The following is an 18047-nucleotide window of genomic DNA, read 5'->3' on the forward strand; positions in this document are numbered from 1 at the left end:
CAGCGGCGGCGCGCGCGCTGTGCGCGTGCAGTCGATCCACGTGCATAATCAGGTTGCATATATTAGCGCACACTAATATAAAGTCAACGCGTTTGTTCCGGGGGCCGTGCGATGCCCCCCCCCCCCCCCCCCCCCCCCCCGGGGGGGGGGGGGGACCGTGTGGTCTGACCAGGGCCGGGGCCGACCCCGGGTCGGTCATGGCGAAGACCAGGATGCCGCAGTAGCTCAGCTGGTAGAGCAACGCATTCGTAATGCGTGGGTCGGGGGTTCAAGTCCCTCCTGCGGCACCAGCCTTTTCAAAGGCTTAGGGTCAAACCAGGGCAGCATTACTGGCCCTGTTTTCCATTCCGGCGACCGCCGTTTTCCAAACCTTGGCGCGTGTTCGCCTCCTGTTCCGCAGCACTCTGCAACAGTTCGAACGCTCTGATGGCGCGCCGACGCTGGTCGGCCGAGCGCGTGTAGCGCCGCACCATGGCCGTGTCTGCATGCCCTGTGATCGACCGGATGGTCTCTCCGTCGGCGCCGGCATCGGCCAGACGTGTTTGTAGCGCGGCGGCGGATTTGGCACAAATCGGCAACGATTTGGCACACCGGACAGGTGTCCGGGGCGCGCGTGGGAGCGGCGTCGCGCGGGGTGGGGTCGAGGCCGGTTTGAGGGGTGTTTGAGGCCCGCTCAAACCGCACCACCGACGCGCGAGCGCGCGTGCTCACGGCGTGGCCGCGTGGAGGGTGCGCAGGGCCGTCAGGGCCTGGTCGCGGGCGGTCTGGACGGCGGCCGCATCCTCGGCGGCGGCGACGGCCAGCTTGCCGGCGCGCCGCACCTGCTTGATGTCGGCCGACACGTGGGACCAGCCCTGGGCCTGCGCCTCCACGAGGGCGACGGCCTCGGCCAGGTCGGCGGCGCCGCCGGCGCGGACCTCGGCGTCCAGGTGGGGATAGGCGCCCTCCGCCAGCGTGCCGCCGGCATCCAGCACGGCGCGGGCGGCGGCGGCCTCGGCGGCGGTCAGGCGGTACTCGGCCGCCTGGCCCGCCCCCGGCGTCACATAGGTCAGGCGGGCGGCCTCGGCGGCGCGGTCGATGGCCGTGGTGGCCTGGGCGCGGGCGGCCGCCAGGGGTTCCATCAGGTCGGGGTGAGCATCGGGCAGCCACTCGGCCCCGGGCCGCGCGATGGCGGTCTGGGTGAGGATGGCGCCGGTCTCGTCTCGCGTGACGTAGGGCATAGACTCTGTCCTCCTGGTCTCGGCTCAGATCCCGCGTCCGCGCGGATCGACGTAGCCCTGGACCCGCACGCGGATGATGGCCGGGTCCAGGAGCGGATGGCTCAGCACCACGGCGCCATCCAGGGTGTGCAGGCGTCCGGTGCAGTTGATCCCGTCCACCGTGCCGAACAGGCCGGCCGTGCCGGTGTCGATCCCTGCCTCGATCCCGCGCGAGGACGCGCCGGTGGGCCGGGCGGCCACACCCATGTTCTCGTGCCCGCCGCTGACCGGCTGGACGTCGAGCGACAGGGTCACCTCGACGCCCGGCAGCGGCGGCACCGGCAGGGGCACGGTGGCCTCGCCGGCGGCGGCCACGGTGGTGGTGGCGTCCCACTGCGCCGGGTCGTACTCGATCCGGTCGCCCCACTGCACCCACGCCCGCAGCGTGCCGGCGCCATCGGTGACCAGGGTCCCGATGCGGCGGCGCGCGGTCCAGCCGATCGGCGCCGTGGGCGCGGTGAAGCTCTCCGAGATCAGGGCGTCCAGCGTCCCGGCGGCATCGTCCGTGATGAGCCACAGGGCGTAGCGCGTGCCCGCCGCGACCGCGCCCGTGTCCAGGCCCCCGGCCCCGTCCCCGGCCGACCACGCCGCATCCATGCGCTTGGTCAGCGGCGCGTCCAGGCGCAGCAGGCCCGCGCCGCCCGCGACGGCGAGGCAGGCGCCGGGGCTGAGGGTGACGGCCACCGTGGCCAGGCCGGCGGCCGGCGCCGTCTCCAGGCCGCGCACCGCCATCAGGGGCAGAGCCGTCATGTAGCCCTCGATCGCCTGGCGGAGCTGCGTCAGGTCGCCGGCGTCGGGCGTCAGGCCGCCCAGGGTCTCGATCACGTCCAGGATCTCACGCTGGGGATGCTCGATCGCGTCCCCGTGCACGATGTCGCCGGCCACGCCGGTGCTGGGATCGCCGGTGACGTACGGAGACCCGGCGGCCTTGGGCAGGCCGGTCGCCGGGTCGATGGGGACCACATAGTCCATCTCTACACTCCCTCGTAGCGGAAGATCAGGTGCGTGTGCGCCGGGGCGCGCCGCCGGAACTGGCACTCCAGGTCCTCGGCGCGGCGGATCGCGGTGAGTTGGTCGACACCGCATTGCGACGTGCCGACGTGGAACCGGGTGACGCGCGGCTCCAGCACCGTGACCCGCCACACGAATCGGATCTGCGGCGGCCCGAGCTGAGGGCCAAGCATGCCGGGATCGACGGACGGCCCCACGCCGGAGAGACCGACCTGGAACGGCCGCCACTCCTCGATCGTGATGGCGTAGCCCAGCGCCTCGGCGATCCCGAGGAAGAACGCCCGCGACTGCCCGCCGCGCGCGGTCAGGCGCTGCACGACGGCGGCGCGGCGCTCCTCCAGCGTCGGCGTGCCGGCCGCGCGCGAGCACGTGTCGGGCAGGCCGCACACGCGCTCCCAGTCGGCCAGCATCTCCCACGTGGTGCGGGGATCGGCCTCGTCCACCAGGGCATCGGCGCGGGCGTCGGCGCGGGCCAGGGGCGCGCCCAGGGCCTCCAGCAAGCGGCCCAGCACGGACCCGGGATCGCGGCGCCAGGCGGCGCCTCTGGGGAGCAGCCCGGCCAGCACCCGGCGGTATGCGGCGGCGTCGCGGGCCATCAGGACCACACCACGCTGTCGTATCGCAGGATCTCACCGACCGCCGGCGCCACGTCGGCCGTGGGGCTCACCAGGGCGTGATCGGTCTCGCCGGCGGCGCGACTGATGGCCTCGCGCAGGTGGGAGACGCGCAGCGTGCCCTGGCCGGCGCCGTCCCCGGGGGCGGCGACGCGGGCCACCAGGTCGGCGATCTCGGCCTCCACGGCGGCGCAGACAGCGGCCGTGTCGGGCGTCAGATCGGCGATCTCGACCGTGAGAGGCAGGGCCACGGGGGCCAGGGCCAGCACCTCGGCCGTGACCGGGCGCGCGGTGTCCAGGTGCGCCTGGAGCGCGGCGATCAGCGCGGGATCGGGGAGACCATCGTCGGCCATCACGCGCACGATCACGGTGCCCAGACCCTGCTCGACCGGGTGGCACCAGGCGCGGGCCACGCCGGGCACCTCCAGCGCCCAGGCCACGTAGTCGTGCCGGGCGCCGCCGTGGGGCGGCTGCTGGATGCGCCGGAGCACGCGGGCGCGCAGGGCCGCGTCGGTCTCCAGGTCGGCCCCACCGCCCAGGCCGCCGGCGGCCACCACGGCCGCGCTCTCCAGGCCCGCGATGGGGGTGACGACGGCGACCTCGGCCCCGGCCGCCAGGTCGCCTGTGGCCCCGGCGGTCTCGGCCGCCACGGCGATGGCGCCCGTGCCGCCGGCCAGGGTGGCGGAGGCCGTGGCCACATAGCGGCGGCCGTCGGCCGATCGCCAGACGGTGCCCATGGGGACGACGGCGCCGGTGGCGCCGGTCAGGGCCAGCGCCCCGGCGCTGGCCGTGGCCGGGCGGCGGGCCAGCCCCCAGATGCCGGCGTGCCGCTCCAGCCACGCCGTCTCGGCCGTGTCCGGCAGCACTTGGCGCGACACCCATCTCAGATACGCATGCAGGCCGCTGACCGCGCCCGCCACGGCCCGGCCGACGGTGCCCAGCACGGTGCGCGGCGTGGCCTCGGCGCCGGGCAGGCGCGCCTGCATGTCGGCCGTGAGCTGGTCGGTGAGTTGCTGGAGGGTGGGCGTGGTCCAGGGCATGCTCAAACGTCCGTGAAGGGGCCATCGACGACGGTCAGGGTGCTGTCGTCGGCGCGGTTGCGGTGGAAATCGGCCGCCGGGCCCATGCACAGCAGCGCCGGGGGGGGCGGCGCCGTGAGGATCTGCGCCGGCTCCCACCAGGCGCGGACGGCGGCATCGGACAGGTCGGGCAGCGTGCCGGGGAACGACACCGACACGAAATCCACGTCGCCCCGGAAGACTTGGCCGTCACCCGTGTAGTTCAGCACCCGCCAGGGGCTGGCGCCGGGACTCTGCTCGACGTACGCGCTCGGGTCCCAGTTCACGCCGGTCAGGGCGGCGGGGGCGATGGCGGTGCCGCCACGGTAGACCTGCACGCCGTCGAGATGGGACGCGGCGGACAGGTCCACCGACACCAGGATGGTCTCCACCGGGGGCGCCGTCGGCACCGCGTTCGGGATGCGGAAGGACGAGGCCAAGCTGTTGCCCAGCGTGACCCTGAGCTCGCCCGTGGCCATGGCCTGCAGCCCGATGTCCTTCGCGGCGTCCATGCTCAGGATATTCCCGAACGTGTCCGACGTCGGGTCGCGGTAGAGGCGGACGGCAATCAGGATCCGGGTCTGCGGCCCGGCCGGCGCCGCCAGGGTGCCGGTGAGGTATCCGCCGGCGGCGGCGACTGTCTCGAAGCTCGACGGCGCCGCCGCATCCGTCTCGAACGCCAGCGTGACGTCGTCCGCGATCCCCGGCCAGTCCGTGCCGTACAGTCGCGACGTGATCGCGCCGGCCGCGGCCCGGACCGAGACGGTGGCCGGGCCGGGCATGGAGGCGCCCGGCGTGATCGTCACGGTGTTCTGGCTGGCGGCGACGGTGCCGCCAGAACTGCCCGTGCCGAGGTCCACGTCGAAGGTCTCGATGTCCACGCTGTCGGTGACGTTCCGCAGCGTGATCGTGCCTGCGCCCAGCATCACGAACTGATCGAACGTCAGAACGATGGGCGTGTCCACACCCACCGGGTCGGCCCCGTGGGCTGGGCTGGACGACGCCAGCACCGGCGCCGGCAGCACGGCGGTGTTCACCGCGTCGAGGGTGAAATCGTAGTAGGGCACGGCCCCGATCAGCGTGCCATCCAGCGGCCCGCCGGGCTTGGGCTGCGCCGCCGCGATGCACTCGGCGCGGGTCCGGGGCTGGTACGCGGCCCGGGTGGTCGCGGCGAGATGCGCGACCAGGGAGGCCGGCACCGTCGCGGTGTCGGTGATTCCCAGGGCGATGCTCCCCAGGTCCGTGGCGGCTGCGCCGTAGCTGGTGAGATACAGGCCGCCGACCGTGAAATTCCGCTGACTGAAGGCTGTCACGCCGGACAGGTAAATCGGGCTGTCCTGGCCAGTGTTACCTTCGTAGCGACCAATCACCCCGTCGGCGTTCATATCGTCGGGCAGGATCGAAACGGCGGTGTTGTTGAACACTTGCAAGCCGGGCACCTCGCACTCGATGCGCACGAAGTCGCCCCAGACCGCCGCGATATTGCCGTGGACCTTGATGTTCCGGTATGGACCACGATTGGCGAAGAAAAACGTCCCCGTGGGGAGGCGTTCTTCGGCGGTCCAGTTGCCGGCGCCATCGCCGGTCAGGGTCAGGCCATAGCCCACGGGCAGCACAATCTCCGCGACCGGCGCGCCGTGATGCGTGAGCGTGCCCGATGCGGCCACCACGCGGCAGGTGTGATCGCTGATCTCGCACTGCACGTGGTACGGGCCGGCATCGCCCAGCAGCGTGCCCGTGACCGGACCGGCCGACCCGTCCATCTTGGTGACGAGGCCCGCCTCAAACGGACCAAAATCGAAGTCCGTGGAGCGGTGCTGGAACCACGCCCGGCCACCCTGCGGCGCCGGTGTCCAGTCGCTGACGCCGTCGGAGACCATGGTCACCCACTCCCCGGCCGCCGCGAGCGTCGGGCCGGTGGCCCCGCCCATCCAGGTGTCATCGCCATCCAACGAGATCGTCGCCGTGCCCGCGCCGCCGGTCATGCGGACGTTCAGTCGCATCCGGCCGGTCGAGGCCGGCGGGATGGGGTAGACCTCGGCGCCGGGCGGCTCCACGCGCGTCTCGCGGCCGTGCATGGACACCGGGATCGGCGCGCCGGTGGTGTAGGGCGCGTATTCCTCCGTGGTCTGCGTGTCGCTCGGGTCCACCTGCGCCACGATGGGGGCGTGGTACAGCGTGACGGTGTTGCCGACCACCTCCAGTCCGTCCACCCAATGGACGTCGGTGACCTCGGTCCAGTAGGTCGGATGGGCGGCCCGATCCTGGGCGAACGTGCCGGTGCCGGAGGTATGGTCGACGAGGCACCGCCAGTAGGAGCCGTCGCCGCTGCCGTCCGACGCCACGGCGTCGATCACATAGGCCGTGTCCGGCTCCCACCATCCGGTATCGCCGGCCGGCCGCGTGGGCTGGAGCTGGATGGTGTCGATGTGATGATAGCTGGTGTCGCCGGCCGGGCCGTGGATGTGGTTCGCCGCGATCAGCACGCCGGTGACCGGCGCGTTGTAATTGGAGACCACAAACGGGTCGGCATGGAAGCCGGAGATGTCGTTGTGCCTGATCGTGGCGTTCTCTACGCCGGACAGTTCGAGTCCGGCGCGGCAGCCGGTCACGACGTTGTGCTCGAAAGTGAAATTCATGCCGTTCTGGATGCGTACAGCCGGGTTGTTGACCGTCATTCGGCCGCCGGCTGCCCAGGCGGGAAGGTTGCCCCGAAACTCACAGTACCGGAATGAGGTGCCCGTGAACTCGGAGCGGTCCGCGCCACCATGACAGATGGCATACATCGTCGAGGGCAGCGGGCTCCAGAACGGCGCCGGGGCGGAGGGATACGGCATGTCGAAGATGACATGCTCGAAGCCGAGGGTGCCGGGCTCGGCCACATGATCCAGGACCCAGCGATTGAAGATGGGCGGCTGCGCCAGGTCGGCCGCCATCCAGGTGACCCCGGTGGGCTGCGCCGAGGTCGTCAGGCTGTCGATGTCGTAGCTGCCCGGCTGGACGCGGATGCGGGTCTCGCCAGCCTCGCGCGGGTGCGTGCCGTCCAGGAGGGTCTGGATCTCGGCCAAGGTGGCGACATGACGTTCGCCGGCGGTGACGGAGACCGATACCGTCTGGCCGCTGTCCAGGATCATCTCGTAGGGACCGGCGGACAGGTCCGCCGCGTCGCCCGACGCCGACGGGCTCAGCAGACCGCCCGCGATCTGCCAGTGTCCGGCCGGATCGCCGCTGACGATGGCCGTGCCGGTGACCGCGATGCCGTTCTGACCGGCCTTGGTGTGCTCGCCGACCGATGCCACCAAGTCGGCGGGCAGACCCACCGGCCGCCAGCCGGGGATCGCGCGCAGGGCCGCGTTGCCGAGCATTACGACACACTCCCAATATGGGTGACGATCAGGTCCGCGCCGTCGTGGGTGACCGCAACCAGATCGCCCGCGCCGGCGGTTGTCTGCCAGGTGGGCGCGGCGGCGCCGACCCACTTCGCGGCAGTCGCGTCGGCCTGTTGCAGAGTCGGAGTCCGTCCGCCCGTGGCGTCCTGGATCAGGCGCAGCGTGATCGAGTAGCCGCGACCGGCCGGCGGGTCGGGCAGGGTCAGGGCGGTGTCGGCGGTCAGGGTCAGGGCCTGATATTCCCCGTCCGCCAGAGACACGGTGTGCGCGGCGCCGACGCTCGCGGCCGTCACGGCGAACCGGGCCAGGGTGTAGTCGATCAGCGCCAGCGTGGCGTTCGCGCCGGGCTGAATGGCCGTGTCGGCCGCCGCGCCCTGCGCCGCCGTGGCATAGTCGGTCGCGGCCGTCGCAGCCGCCGTGCCCAGCGTCGGCCGCCCCGTCAGGTCGCCATAGGCGCCGGTGGTGGCGACGGTGGCCAGCGCCCCCGGCTGCACCGCGCTGTCTGCGAGCGCACCCTGGGCGGCGGTGGCATAGGCGCTCGCGTCCGTGGTCGCCGCCGTCCCGAGGTCCCCCGGCTGCACGGCACTGTCCGCCGCAGCCCCCTGCGCGGCCGTGGCATAGGCGCTCGCGTCCGTGGTCGCCGCCGAGCCCAGACCCAGCAGGGTCCGGCCCGCCGCCGCATCGGCGGCGAGGGCCATGGAGCGCCCCCAGGCGGACGACACCGCCGCCCACAGGGCCGCGACCGTGGCGCGCCAGGTGGCGCCTGCGGCGACCACGGCGACCTGGTCGCTCTCCGTCGGTGTGGGGCGCTGCGTGAGCGCGGAGATCTTCACCTCGGCCATTGTTCACTCCGTGGTCAGAAGGCGGCCATCCTCGGCCGCCAGTCGTCGAGCATCCTCGGCCGTGAGCGCGGGCCGCACGGTCGCCGCGGCCAGCGGCGCGCCGCCCTCGATGGCGACGGCCAGCACGCGGCCGTCCTCGGTGGTCAGGATCCGGCCGTCCTCGGTGGCCAGCGCCACCGGCGGCGAGACCACCATGGCCCGCGCCGGCGGGGCGGTGGCGGCGGCCAGGTCAATGGGCACCGTGCTGCCGTCATGCAGCGTGATGGTGATGCGGGCGGCCACGCGGTTGAGACCCTGGCGCTCCACCTGCACGTCCACCGACCGCGCCAGCCCGACGGCCGCGTCGGTCATCCAGGCCAGCGCCTCGCGGATGGCGTCGCGGTGCCGGGCCAGGGTCTCCGGCGTGATCTTCTCCCTCTGGAGGAGCCACAGCCGCGACCCGATCCGATCACCGATGAACACCCGCCCGCCGATCGTGGGCGGCAGGGCGTCCCCCCACCAGCCGCGCCGGTCCTGGTCGGCATCCGGCCGCTGGTCGGGCATCGTGTCGTCCGGCCGCGCGCGGCGGTCCGAGAACAGGGACACGATCACGGCCGTGCGCAGGCCGTCGTCCGCCACCAGGTCGCCATCGGGACCGAGCGCCAGATCGGCGGCCCCGGCCTCGGCATCCCAGATCAGCGCGGCATCGGTCAGGCCCATGTCACCCTCCCGCCCGGACGATGGTGGAGCCCTCGACGATGGGCCACAGCCCGGCGCTGGACCCGCTGCCCACCTGCACGCGGTCACCGATGCGGGCCACGCGCGGCCCGTCTTCCTCGCCCAGGTGCACGTCGGGGCACTCGATGGTCACCCGCGTCGGCGAGCGCACCACGATGCGGTCGGTGCGCAGCTCGACCGACTGACCCTTGTCGTCGTAGATCGCCACCTCGCCCCGCTGGAGGTCGGTCGGCCGGTGCGCCCGCCCGCCCACCACCAGGGCGATGGGCGTGGAGCTGACCCCGCCCGGGAACACCAGCACCACCTCGGACCCCGGCAGCGGGTGCGCCGAGAACCCATAGGGCAGCGCGTGCTTGACCCTGTCATGGGTCTCGCCGTCATAGACCGACACCTGCAACTCCTGGGTCTGCATCGTGGCGCGCACCAGGCGCAGCACGCCCCATCTCACCATCAGGCGCAGGCGGGTGGAGACGGCCCCGGTGGCCTTGTGGATCGCCCGCATCATCGCGCCACCCACTGCTCATCGGCGTCGCCGCCCGATTCGGGCGGGGTCTCCTGGCGGACATCGAACGCCCCCTCCGCGACCACCTCCAGGGTGGCCGTGGTACCGTCATCGCTCTTGTCGTAGGTGACACCCGCGATGAGCATGGCGCGGTCCAGCGCCAGCCACGGATCGACCACGCGGACCAGCGTCAGCGGCCGCCACAGGGCGTCGGCATCGTCGCGCCAGCCGGCCACGGTGATCTCGGCGCGGCGGCTGCGGCCCTGGCGGACCGTGCGCTCCCAGGCCGCGCGGTCGGCCAGCGACTCGCCCTCCTCGGCCAGCACGATCAGCGGCCGATGGCGCGGCACGCCGGCATCGGTGACGCTGGCCCGGCCCGCCGCCACGGCCTCGACGCCGAACCCGTCGTCCAGGGCGCTCTGACCCTTCACCGTGATCGTGCTGTACCGATCCCGATGGCTCATCATGCCGCGCGCCGACAGGACCCGCGTGCCCGGCACCCGCTCCAGGGTGGCGCCGGTGTCGCGCGCCTGCGCCGGCGTGGTCAGGACCAGCCCGCCCAGGCCGTCGCTCATCGCCAGGATGCCGCGATACCGGCAGGCCCGCTCCAGCGCGTCCCAGACCGTCTCGCCCTCCTGGATGCGGAACGATGCGAATGCCGGGCCCGTGTCCGCGGCCGCCCGGACTGAGATCCCGTAGGGCGCCACCAGGTCGCGGGCGATCTGGTCCAGCGTCACCCCGTGCCACTCGCCGGACGGCAGGTGGATGGCCGAGCAGTCCACCAGATCGCCGGCGGCATCGCGGCCCCGCACCGTGACCTCGTGCGACTGGGCGTCGTAGCTGGGCTCGACATCGTCGATGTATCCGGTCAGCACCGGCGTGCGCCGGCCGCGCTCATCCTCGACGCTGACCCGACACGGCCCGCCCAGGGGGATGCGCAGGCGCGCCCCGGTCCGGCGGGTCAACGTCAAGTCGAACGCCCCGGCGACCGCCTCGATCGACCGCGTCACGGACACGCTGGTCCAGCCGCGCCAGAGCTGGTCGCCGAGTTCCAGGACCATCAGATCAGTGGGCAGCGTGCTCATGGATCCAGCACCTCCAAGGTGCCGTCGGTGAACAGCGGGTGCCGGATCCGATTCCGGTCCACGATGTCGGCCGCACCGTCGAGCACCGCGTCCAGGTCATCGCCCCACCAGCCGTGGGCCAGGGCCAGCGCCGGCGCCGGGGCATCCACCGTGACGGTGCGCAGGCGCGGCAGCCGCCCGGCGCGGACGGTCAGGTCCCGCACCACGGCCGCATGCACGGCGGCGAGCCGGGCATAGACGGCCGGGTCGCTGGTCTCCAGCATCACCGCGTCCAGGGCCTCACTGACCGCGCGCCGCACCGCCTCCGCCTCGCCCGCGCTGGGGTAGTCCACCGCCGCCGCCAGCCGCGCCGCGCCGACGATATGCGCCTCCGTGACCGCGTCCCGCAGCACCGTGCGCAGGTCCGCCAGCGTGGCCTCGGACGCCGTGGGCCAGCCCGTCGCCGGCGTCGCGACACTCAGGCCCGGGGACCGCGCCGCCGCCAGCGCCGCCAGCACGGGCCGGGTGGCGTCCGGCCCGGACCAGGAGGCGCCCAGGTCGCCCAGCCCGGCCAGCCCGCGCCATACGCCCTGCACGGTGCCCAGCAGCTGGTCGGGCATGGCCATCAGCGACAGCCCCAGCCCCACGGCCGAGCCGATCGTGCCCGTGACCAGGTCAGCCACCGACCGCACCACCTGGAGCGGCATCGTCACCACACGCACGGCGTTGAACACCGCATCGATGTCGCCGGCGAGGGTGTCGATCGCGAATTGAGGCTGGCTTGACGCGGCCTCAAACGCCTCTTGAAACGCCGTCAGAGCATCGGTCTCGGCCGCGTCGGCCGCCGTGGCGACGGCCGCCTGTGTGTCCGCCGTGGCGACCGGCCGCACGTCCTTCTCGGCGGTCTCGACACAGACGAACGAGACCTCGCACACCCCGCCCTGACGGCTGGACGTGCGGGTGGACACCTCGCCCGTGGCCCGCACGATGCGGTCGCCGTAGTACGGATGCACCAGGGTCGCCGCCCCCGGCTCCTCCAGCGCCGCCAGCAGGGCGTCGCGCTCGGCCATGTAGTCCGCGCCCACCAGGAACGCCTGCACCCGCCAGCGGCGCACCTGCCGCCCCAGATCCTCCGGCGTCAGCCCGTCGGTCTCCGGATGCACGTGCTCCACCAGACGGCGCCCGGTGGTGTGGTCGTCGCTCACCACATGAAACGGCACGCCCCGGAACGACGCCGGGCGCAGATTGTCGCGCCACGCCATCAGGTGTACCCTCCCAGAGACAGCACCCCATGGGAGAGACCGCCATGCGCCCGCGCGCCGCGCACATATATAGTGTCGCCCTGATCGCCGCTTTCACCCTGGCTGGGGCCACCCACGCCGCCGAGGAGGCGGGACAGGATGCGGCGGACTGTGATCGGTGGTGGGTCGGCGAAGCGGATACGGCGGACTGCGAACCGGACCCGACGGTGACCGTGCCCCTGCCGGAGGGCGACATCACGGTCACGCTGCGTGGCGAGCCGACGGAGGCCCTGGCCGAAGCCGCCGAGACCTTCTTCCGCGCGTGCCGCCAGTTGGCGGAGCACCCCGAGGCGATCAGCTATGTGTCGGCCACCTGGACGACGTTGCCATTCGGGCCGGATTTGGTGGACGGTGCCCTGTCGCTGCGTGGGTGGACACATGCCATCAGGCTGCGGGTCGATCTGCGCGCCATGGCCGACTGGCCGCACGACCTGAAAATGGCATTTCTCGACCGCGATTACCTCGTGGCGGAGGGGGCGTGGTACATCGGCGACGATGCCGTCATCGGTCATGACCGGGATGACCAGACCCTCTGCGGCTGGGACGAGGGCGCCGAGACACTCGGCCACATCCGACGCCATCCGGACATCCGACGCCTCTACGTCAATCAGACCGATCTGTTCGCGGCGCTGTTCTGACATCACTGCCCCACGCCCCCCATGGTGGGGCCGCGATCGGGATCGCTGCCGCCCATCGGCTGGCCCCGGCGGCGGTGCGGGCGCACCGCCAGCCCGGCGGCCACGCCGGGATTGGTGTTGGTCACGCTGATCTCGATCTCGTCGATCCCCACACCCCACTTTTCCAACTGTTCTATGGCGGCATCCGCGATCTCCCGCCCGATCTCGCTGCCGGCGATGCCGCCCGCAATGGCGCCGCCGAGAGCCCCGGCCGGCGCCATGACGGGCGCGAGCGGTCCCGTCGCCGCGCCCAGCGCACCGCCCACCTGCGCCCCGACCCACGCACCGCCGGCAGCGCCCAGGGCGCCGCCGCCGGCCTCCACCGCGCCGCGCGTGTCGCCGTCGGCCAGCGCCATGCCGGCCTCGACCGCGCCGAGCCCCAGCGCCGTGACGCCGCCCGCCCGGCCGATCAATCGCAGCCGCAGACGCTGACCCAAGGCGGCGGTGCCGGCGGCCGTCGCCCCCGCAGATCCCATGCCGCCGGCGCCCACCGCCCCGGCCGCTCCGGCCATTCCGGCCCCGGCGGCGCCCGCGCGGCCGCCGCCCAGACGGCGCGGCCAGTTGGTGACCAGCACAGGGGTCGGCCCCATGCCGGCGGCCGCCCCGGCCAGCGTCGGACCAGCCGCGCCGGCCATCCGGCGCATGCTCAGCGCCGTGGTGACGGCGGCCCCGGTGCGGACCACCTGATTGCCGACGACGAGCGCCCCGAGGGTCCCTGCGCCGATGGCCAGCGCCCGCATCGTCTTGTCGAGGGTGTCCGGATCCAGGTCGGATATGGCCCGGGCCAGATCGTCGATCGGGCCGGACAAATTCTGGTCGGCGAACTTCTGCCATGCGTTCGACAGGCTGGTGAGCGCGGCGCTCATGGTTTCCGCCCGGATGGCGGCATCCTGAAACAACTGCTCCCGCGTGCCCTCGACCTCCATCAGACCGTCGAGCAGTCTGAGTTCGCCAGTTTTTCGGTATTCGTCGAGCAGCGGGATTAGGACTGCCTGAGCGCCCTCTTCCGTGAAGACGTTCTTGAAGAGGGCATCTGATTCGGTGACCTCGCCTTTCGTGGCTCGGACGATGTCTCGCAGGATGTCCGGAACCGCGCGCATCTGATTGAGGTTCTCGGGGTCCATCACCTGGATCCCCATGTCGCCCAGCGCGGCCTTCACGTCCGGATCGCTCAGTGTCCGCATCAGGCCCTCCACCGCCGTCGCGGCCTCGGAGCCTGAGCCCGTGCTGGCCCGGGCGATCTGAGCCAGCGCCATCGCCTCACGGCCAGCGTCGAGCCCTGTGCGGCCCGTGCGCATGTAGGCCGCCGCGATCGTTGGCGCCTCTCGCGCCAGTTCGGCGAGGGTCAGCTTGGCGAGCTTTCCCTGTTCGTTGATCGTGCTGAGGTAGGCAATCAACTCACCGCGATCATCGATTCCCAGATTGGTGATCGCGTTGGCGATCAACTGGCCCATGGATGTGGCATCGCCGCCCGTCGCCCGCATCGCCGCGCCCAGCGCCAGCAGCCCCTCTTCGTCGTCCAGCAACACGCTCGAACGCGTGTAGACCTCCTGCAGACCGGCCGTGAGCTGCGACACATCCAGCCGGACGGCCGGATTGTTCGCGATCTCGAACAGGCGCTCACGAAGGACCTTGATCTCATCGGCCGAGCGGCCGGAACTGGTCCGCAGCGCCGCGAGCTGGTCCTGGAGCGAGGCCACCTGTCGGATCGCCGCTGCCGCCCCCGCGCCCGTCAGCAGGGCGGTGTAGCGGTTCCCCAGGCTGGCCAGCCCATCGCTCGCCGACCGCGCGGCCCGGCCGAGCCGGCGGAGGTCCTGCTGGCCGCCGGCGGACAGCCGCCCCAGCGCGCCCTGCATGGTGCGGGCACGGGTGGCCAGGTTGCCGGCCAGGTCGATCGCGAGGCTGTACTTCATGTCGGCCATGGGATGGGCCTCACATCAGGATCGGGTGTTGAGTGTCCGCGCGGCGTCAATGCAGCGCAGCGCCCGGCGGAGGGCGTAGGTGCGCGCCTCCGCCCAGCTCAGGCCGAGGCGCCCGGCGACGATCTGCCACGTCTGGGCATCGTCCACCTGGGCGCCTACGGCTCCCCCCGGCGGGACAGCGCCTCCGCGAGCGCGCGGCCGGCGGCCTCGTCCAGCTCGGCCGCGTGCGCCTGCAACAGCGACAGGTCCCGGCCGGACAGGCTCCGGATCTCGGTCAGCGTCAGCGCCCCCGGCCGGTCACCGACCCGTGCCACCTGACGGCGCAGGCCCTCCAGGCCCAGCAGGGTCGAGGACTGCATCAGCGCCAGCGACCCGTCGGCCAGACGCATGGGCCGCTCGGCCGCCATGCCGGCGTCCAGGATGTCGCCGGCGGACATCTCCTTGAGGGTGACGGTCGTGTGGATGTCGGCCCCAATGGTCAGGCCGTCCAGCAGGTCAAAGGTGACTTCAGCCATGTCACGACTCCTCCATCTCGGGCCCGTGAAACTCCACCTGGACGCCACCCGAACTGCCGCCGGCGAGCCGGGTCTCGCCCGTGCACCACCACTGGCTGCCCACGTACCGCTGGCCGGTATCGCACTCGAAGGTGACGGTGGCGTCGTCCGCATCCTTCAGGCTGCCGAGCACCTGACCGGGCTTGAACAGGATCTTGCAGGTGACGGTGCCGTGGCGCGTCTCCTCCGAGAACCCGACGGTGCCGGTGTCGCTGGCGCGGGGAGATCGGGTCACCCCGCCGGTGTCGCACTCGGCGCCGGGCTCCGATTCCAGAAGCTGGCCGTTGACCCTCACGAAGGCGCGGCCGAACCGTTTGAGAGACATTCAAGACCTCCTTTAGCGGCCGCTCAGAGGCGGAATTGGACTTGTCCGGCGAACACGCGGAACTGGTTGATGACGTCGGGCGGGATCAGCGCGTTGACCCGGTTGGGGTCCGACTGGTCGCGCTCCACGATCAGCTCCGACTTGAACTGGTCCGCCTGCTCCACGAGCCCGGCCGTCTCCCATTCGCGGAACAGGGCCACCAGCTCGTCGCGGATCACGGCGGGCGTCACGATGGCCTGGCCGGGGCCGTAGCGGGTGCCGTCCGACGCCAGCTTGTGGCGCGGGAAGCGCTGGAAGATGCGCGCCCGCACGCTGTAGCGCAGGTACGCCAGCGTCTTCAGGGTGGTGACGTCGAGGTAGCTGATGTCCTCAATGCCCCACTGATTGGTCTGGAAGGTCGTGATCGCGCGGTCGATCTGGACGGTGTTGACTTCCGTCCGCGCGGTCGCGATGCCGTCGTGGAGGAGCAAATTCCTCTCCTCCATCGTGAACCGATCCGCCTCGGCCGGCGGCAGCACGCCGCGCAGCTCCAGCGTCTGGAGCGGCCGGGCCGGGTCGATCTGGAGGTGGTACGCCGCGACGGCGCCCAGGGCGGCGGCGGCCTCCCACGGCGGGGTCGGGCTGCCGTCCATGCCCATGATGGTCAGGTGCGGCGAGTTGCGCGAATCGCCCAGCGTGGTCAGCTCGGCGTGCGTGCCCTGCGCCCAGGCGTAGGCGTGCGCGTCCTGCATGACCAGCGGCCCGAACCGGGTCTCCAGCTCGGCCTCGATCGCGGCCAGGGACGCCGTGTCCGTGTAGGGCAGGATGATGTCCGTCACCCACTCGTCCCCGATCGCGGCGAGCGCGGCCGTCAGGTCCGGATTGGCGGACCCGCCCGACATGGGCGTGATGGTCAGGCCGACGCCGGCGGGCATGGCCTCGCCGTAGTACCCCACGCGGATGTCGATGGCGTTGCCGGTCTCCCCGCTCCACCGGCAGGTCAGCGTGACGTCGGCGGCCGTGGCGGCGGCCGTCACCGGCAGGTCGAGGACGGCGTTGATTGCGGCCGCCGTCGCCGTGGCGATGGCCGTGGCGGCGGTGCCGGCGGCCACACCCACGCGCACGCGCTGGCCGGCGATCCACAGCACCAGGGTGCCGGAGGCCGTGGCCGGGCCGGTGATCGCCAGCGTGCCGGTGGCGGCCTGGGCCGCGCCGTCATCCTCCATCGGGATCACGGTGGCCCGGGTGACGGTGTTGTTGGCACGCAGGAAATGCGCCATCCGGTGCAGCATGGACCCGCGCCCGAAGTACCCGGCGGCCTGGTCGCCCGTCAGAATGTCGATGGGCTCCAGCGCCGTGGCGGTGCCGGTCGAGAGCATCTGGCCGAGCACCAGGATCCGGCTCGGCATGCCCGGCAGGCCCTGGACGGCGCGGCTGTTGTCGATCTCGATGTACGCGCCCGGCGCGCGCAGGTCGATCGGGATGGCATTGAACGAGATGGCCATGGCCTAGCTCTCCTTGGTGCGCGTCTTGGTCGGCCGGACCTCGACCACGTCGCCGGCGGAGAGGCGCCGCTGCCAGAAGATCGACCAGGTCACGGCCAGCCCCTCATCGGGCAGGCGTCCGGGCGGCGCCCCCGGCGCCGGCGGCGGCATGCGGACCAGCAGACCCGGGCGGGCCGGCTTGAGGGTGCGGGTCTCGGGCATCACGGATCCTCCGGACGATGAATGGTGTCGCGGGCGTCGGCCTCCGGCGCCGGCAGGTGGCCGTCCGCATCGGGCGTCACGTTGCCGTGCACGGGCAGGTCCCAGTCCCCGTGGAAGGTCAGGAACTCGCCCATGGCGTCGGCATCCGGCGGCGACGCCAGCGTCCACGCGGTGGTCAGGTCGATGCCGTAAGCGGCCAGCCGCTGGTCGCGGGCGGCGGTGTGCAGCAGCGGCCGCACGCCCTCCACCTGGATCGGCTCGATCTCCAGGCCGAGCGCCTGGTCGTGCAGCAGGGCACAGACGTCCTCGGCCAACTGATAGGCCCCCACGCGATCGTCGGCGCCGTGCCGGCGCTCGTGTTCGTTCCGCCCGGATCGCGCCGCGACCACGACCACGTAGCGGGCGCGCCACAGCTCGCCGCGTCCGTCCTCGTGACGGTCGAGCCTGGAGAACGCCACCCACGCGGCCGGGAACCGCTGGCGCAGGATCGCGGTGACGTCCTCGTCCAGCTCGTCGCGGTAGGTGCCGAGCGCGCCCCAGGCATAGCCCAGGTGCCCGGCGTCGGCCGCCGCCCGCAGACGGGCGATGATGGCATCCTCGACCGCCCCGATCATGCGCCCGCCTCCCCGCGCCGCAGGGCGTCGCGCAGGCGCTCGCGGATGATGTCGCCGATCTCCTCCCGGTCGTCGGCGGAGATGCCCAGATAGGGCCGTGCCGGCAGGGTGACAGACTTGCGCAGCGCCACGCCGCCGTCCGGCAGCGGGATGGCCAGGGCGCCCCCGGCCCGGGCACGGATCTGCCCGCCGAGCTGGTGAATGCGCGCGTAGATCAGATTGGTCCCGACGCGCGCCGACCGACTGTCGGCGGCATGCGTGATGCTGTCGCGCAGGTGCCCCCGATCCACGAGGGTCTGCCCGCCGGTGCGCGCGGCCCGACGGCTGGGGGTCCATCGGTCGCCGTCCGGGCTCCGGCCCGCCTGGAACCGCTGCTGCACGGACGTGACCAGGGCCGCCCCGATCTCGTCCATGAGGTCGTGCGCCCGGTCGGCGTCACGGACCAGCGCGTCCAGCGCGTGCCCCGCCCGGCGCAGGTCGGCGTCGTCGATGCGGATGGCGATGCCCGACATG

General features: G+C 72.6%; 19 protein-coding genes and 1 tRNA gene. 2 read left to right on the forward strand and 18 right to left on the reverse strand.

Annotated features, from left to right (window positions below; translation table 11 throughout):
• The first annotated feature begins 214 nt into the window (after positions 1-214).
• Positions 215-290: transfer RNA gene (locus GHC57_RS09770), tRNA-Thr, on the forward strand.
• Positions 291-707: 417 nt separating this feature from the next.
• On the opposite strand, the gene GHC57_RS09775 is transcribed toward GHC57_RS09770, so the two are convergent.
• From GHC57_RS09775 to GHC57_RS09820, 10 genes are read right to left on the reverse strand one after another with little or no spacing between them, the layout of a single operon-like run.
• Positions 708-1220 (reverse strand): hypothetical protein, encoded by a 513-nt coding sequence (locus tag GHC57_RS09775; RefSeq protein ID WP_153343644.1) that lies wholly within the window; start codon positions 1218-1220, stop codon positions 708-710.
• A gap of 24 nt (positions 1221-1244) precedes the next feature.
• Complete coding sequence (locus tag GHC57_RS09780) at positions 1245-2231, reverse strand: hypothetical protein (RefSeq protein WP_153343647.1); 987 nt, start codon at positions 2229-2231, stop codon at positions 1245-1247.
• A 2-nt stretch (positions 2232-2233) separates the two neighbouring features.
• On the reverse strand, positions 2234-2866 hold the full coding sequence (locus tag GHC57_RS09785; protein ID WP_153343649.1) for a YmfQ family protein: 633 nt from the start codon (positions 2864-2866) through the stop codon (positions 2234-2236).
• Positions 2866-3924 carry a baseplate J/gp47 family protein gene (locus tag GHC57_RS09790; RefSeq protein ID WP_153343651.1) on the reverse strand — a complete coding sequence of 353 codons (1059 nt, stop codon included), beginning with the start codon at positions 3922-3924 and terminating at the stop codon, positions 2866-2868. Before GHC57_RS09790 ends, GHC57_RS09785 begins: the two co-directional genes overlap by 1 nt.
• Positions 3925-3926: 2 nt before the next feature.
• On the reverse strand, positions 3927-7307 hold the full coding sequence (locus GHC57_RS09795) for an Ig-like domain-containing protein (RefSeq protein WP_153343653.1): 3381 nt from the start codon (positions 7305-7307) through the stop codon (positions 3927-3929).
• Positions 7307-8173: a hypothetical protein gene (locus GHC57_RS09800; RefSeq protein ID WP_153343655.1), complete on the reverse strand. Its 867-nt coding sequence runs from the start codon at positions 8171-8173 to the stop codon at positions 7307-7309. The genes GHC57_RS09795 and GHC57_RS09800 overlap by 1 nt, the downstream gene beginning before the upstream one ends.
• A 3-nt stretch (positions 8174-8176) precedes the next feature.
• Positions 8177-8872 (reverse strand): phage GP46 family protein, encoded by a 696-nt coding sequence (locus tag GHC57_RS09805; RefSeq protein WP_211369165.1) that lies wholly within the window; start codon positions 8870-8872, stop codon positions 8177-8179.
• 1 nt (position 8873) lies between these two features.
• Positions 8874-9395, reverse strand: a complete 522-nt coding sequence (locus tag GHC57_RS09810; RefSeq protein ID WP_153343657.1) for a phage baseplate assembly protein V — start codon at positions 9393-9395, stop codon at positions 8874-8876.
• Positions 9392-10477: a phage baseplate assembly protein gene (locus GHC57_RS09815; RefSeq protein ID WP_153343659.1), complete on the reverse strand. Its 1086-nt coding sequence runs from the start codon at positions 10475-10477 to the stop codon at positions 9392-9394. The genes GHC57_RS09810 and GHC57_RS09815 overlap by 4 nt, the downstream gene beginning before the upstream one ends.
• Positions 10474-11718, reverse strand: coding sequence for a DNA circularization protein (locus tag GHC57_RS09820; protein WP_153343661.1), 1245 nt, complete (start codon positions 11716-11718; stop codon positions 10474-10476). Before GHC57_RS09820 ends, GHC57_RS09815 begins: the two co-directional genes overlap by 4 nt.
• Positions 11719-11747: 29 nt before the next feature.
• Here GHC57_RS09820 and GHC57_RS09825 point away from each other — a divergent pair, with 29 nt between their 5' ends.
• Positions 11748-12395, forward strand: a complete 648-nt coding sequence (locus tag GHC57_RS09825; RefSeq protein WP_153343663.1) for a hypothetical protein — start codon at positions 11748-11750, stop codon at positions 12393-12395.
• Positions 12396-12397: 2 nt separating this feature from the next.
• Here GHC57_RS09825 and GHC57_RS09830 read toward each other — a convergent pair whose 3' ends face one another.
• Genes GHC57_RS09830 through GHC57_RS09860 form a run of 8 tightly spaced genes read right to left on the reverse strand, consistent with a single transcriptional unit; the run spans position 12398 to position 18046 of the window.
• Positions 12398-14356: a phage tail tape measure protein gene (locus GHC57_RS09830; protein ID WP_153343665.1), complete on the reverse strand. Its 1959-nt coding sequence runs from the start codon at positions 14354-14356 to the stop codon at positions 12398-12400.
• Between the two features lie 15 nt (positions 14357-14371).
• Positions 14372-14503: a hypothetical protein gene (locus GHC57_RS20245; RefSeq protein ID WP_281354712.1), complete on the reverse strand. Its 132-nt coding sequence runs from the start codon at positions 14501-14503 to the stop codon at positions 14372-14374.
• Positions 14504-14511: 8 nt separating this feature from the next.
• On the reverse strand, positions 14512-14871 hold the full coding sequence (locus tag GHC57_RS09835; protein ID WP_153343667.1) for a phage tail assembly protein: 360 nt from the start codon (positions 14869-14871) through the stop codon (positions 14512-14514).
• A 1-nt stretch (position 14872) separates the two neighbouring features.
• Positions 14873-15235 carry a phage tail tube protein gene (locus GHC57_RS09840; protein WP_153343669.1) on the reverse strand — a complete coding sequence of 121 codons (363 nt, stop codon included), beginning with the start codon at positions 15233-15235 and terminating at the stop codon, positions 14873-14875.
• Positions 15236-15258: 23 nt separating this feature from the next.
• Entirely contained in the window at positions 15259-16719 is a 1461-nt protein-coding gene (locus GHC57_RS09845) for a phage tail sheath subtilisin-like domain-containing protein (protein ID WP_153343671.1), read from the reverse strand.
• A gap of 3 nt (positions 16720-16722) precedes the next feature.
• Complete coding sequence (locus GHC57_RS09850) at positions 16723-16920, reverse strand: DUF2635 domain-containing protein (protein WP_153343674.1); 198 nt, start codon at positions 16918-16920, stop codon at positions 16723-16725.
• Positions 16920-17534, reverse strand: coding sequence for a phage protein Gp37 (locus GHC57_RS09855; RefSeq protein ID WP_153343676.1), 615 nt, complete (start codon positions 17532-17534; stop codon positions 16920-16922). The genes GHC57_RS09850 and GHC57_RS09855 overlap by 1 nt, the downstream gene beginning before the upstream one ends.
• Complete coding sequence (locus GHC57_RS09860) at positions 17531-18046, reverse strand: phage virion morphogenesis protein (protein ID WP_153343678.1); 516 nt, start codon at positions 18044-18046, stop codon at positions 17531-17533. Before GHC57_RS09860 ends, GHC57_RS09855 begins: the two co-directional genes overlap by 4 nt.
• Between the last annotated feature and the right edge of the window lies 1 nt (position 18047).

The sequence above is a fragment of the Roseospira navarrensis genome (assembly GCF_009601025.1).
GTDB classification, from domain to species: Bacteria; Pseudomonadota; Alphaproteobacteria; order Rhodospirillales; family Rhodospirillaceae; genus Rhodospira; species Rhodospira navarrensis.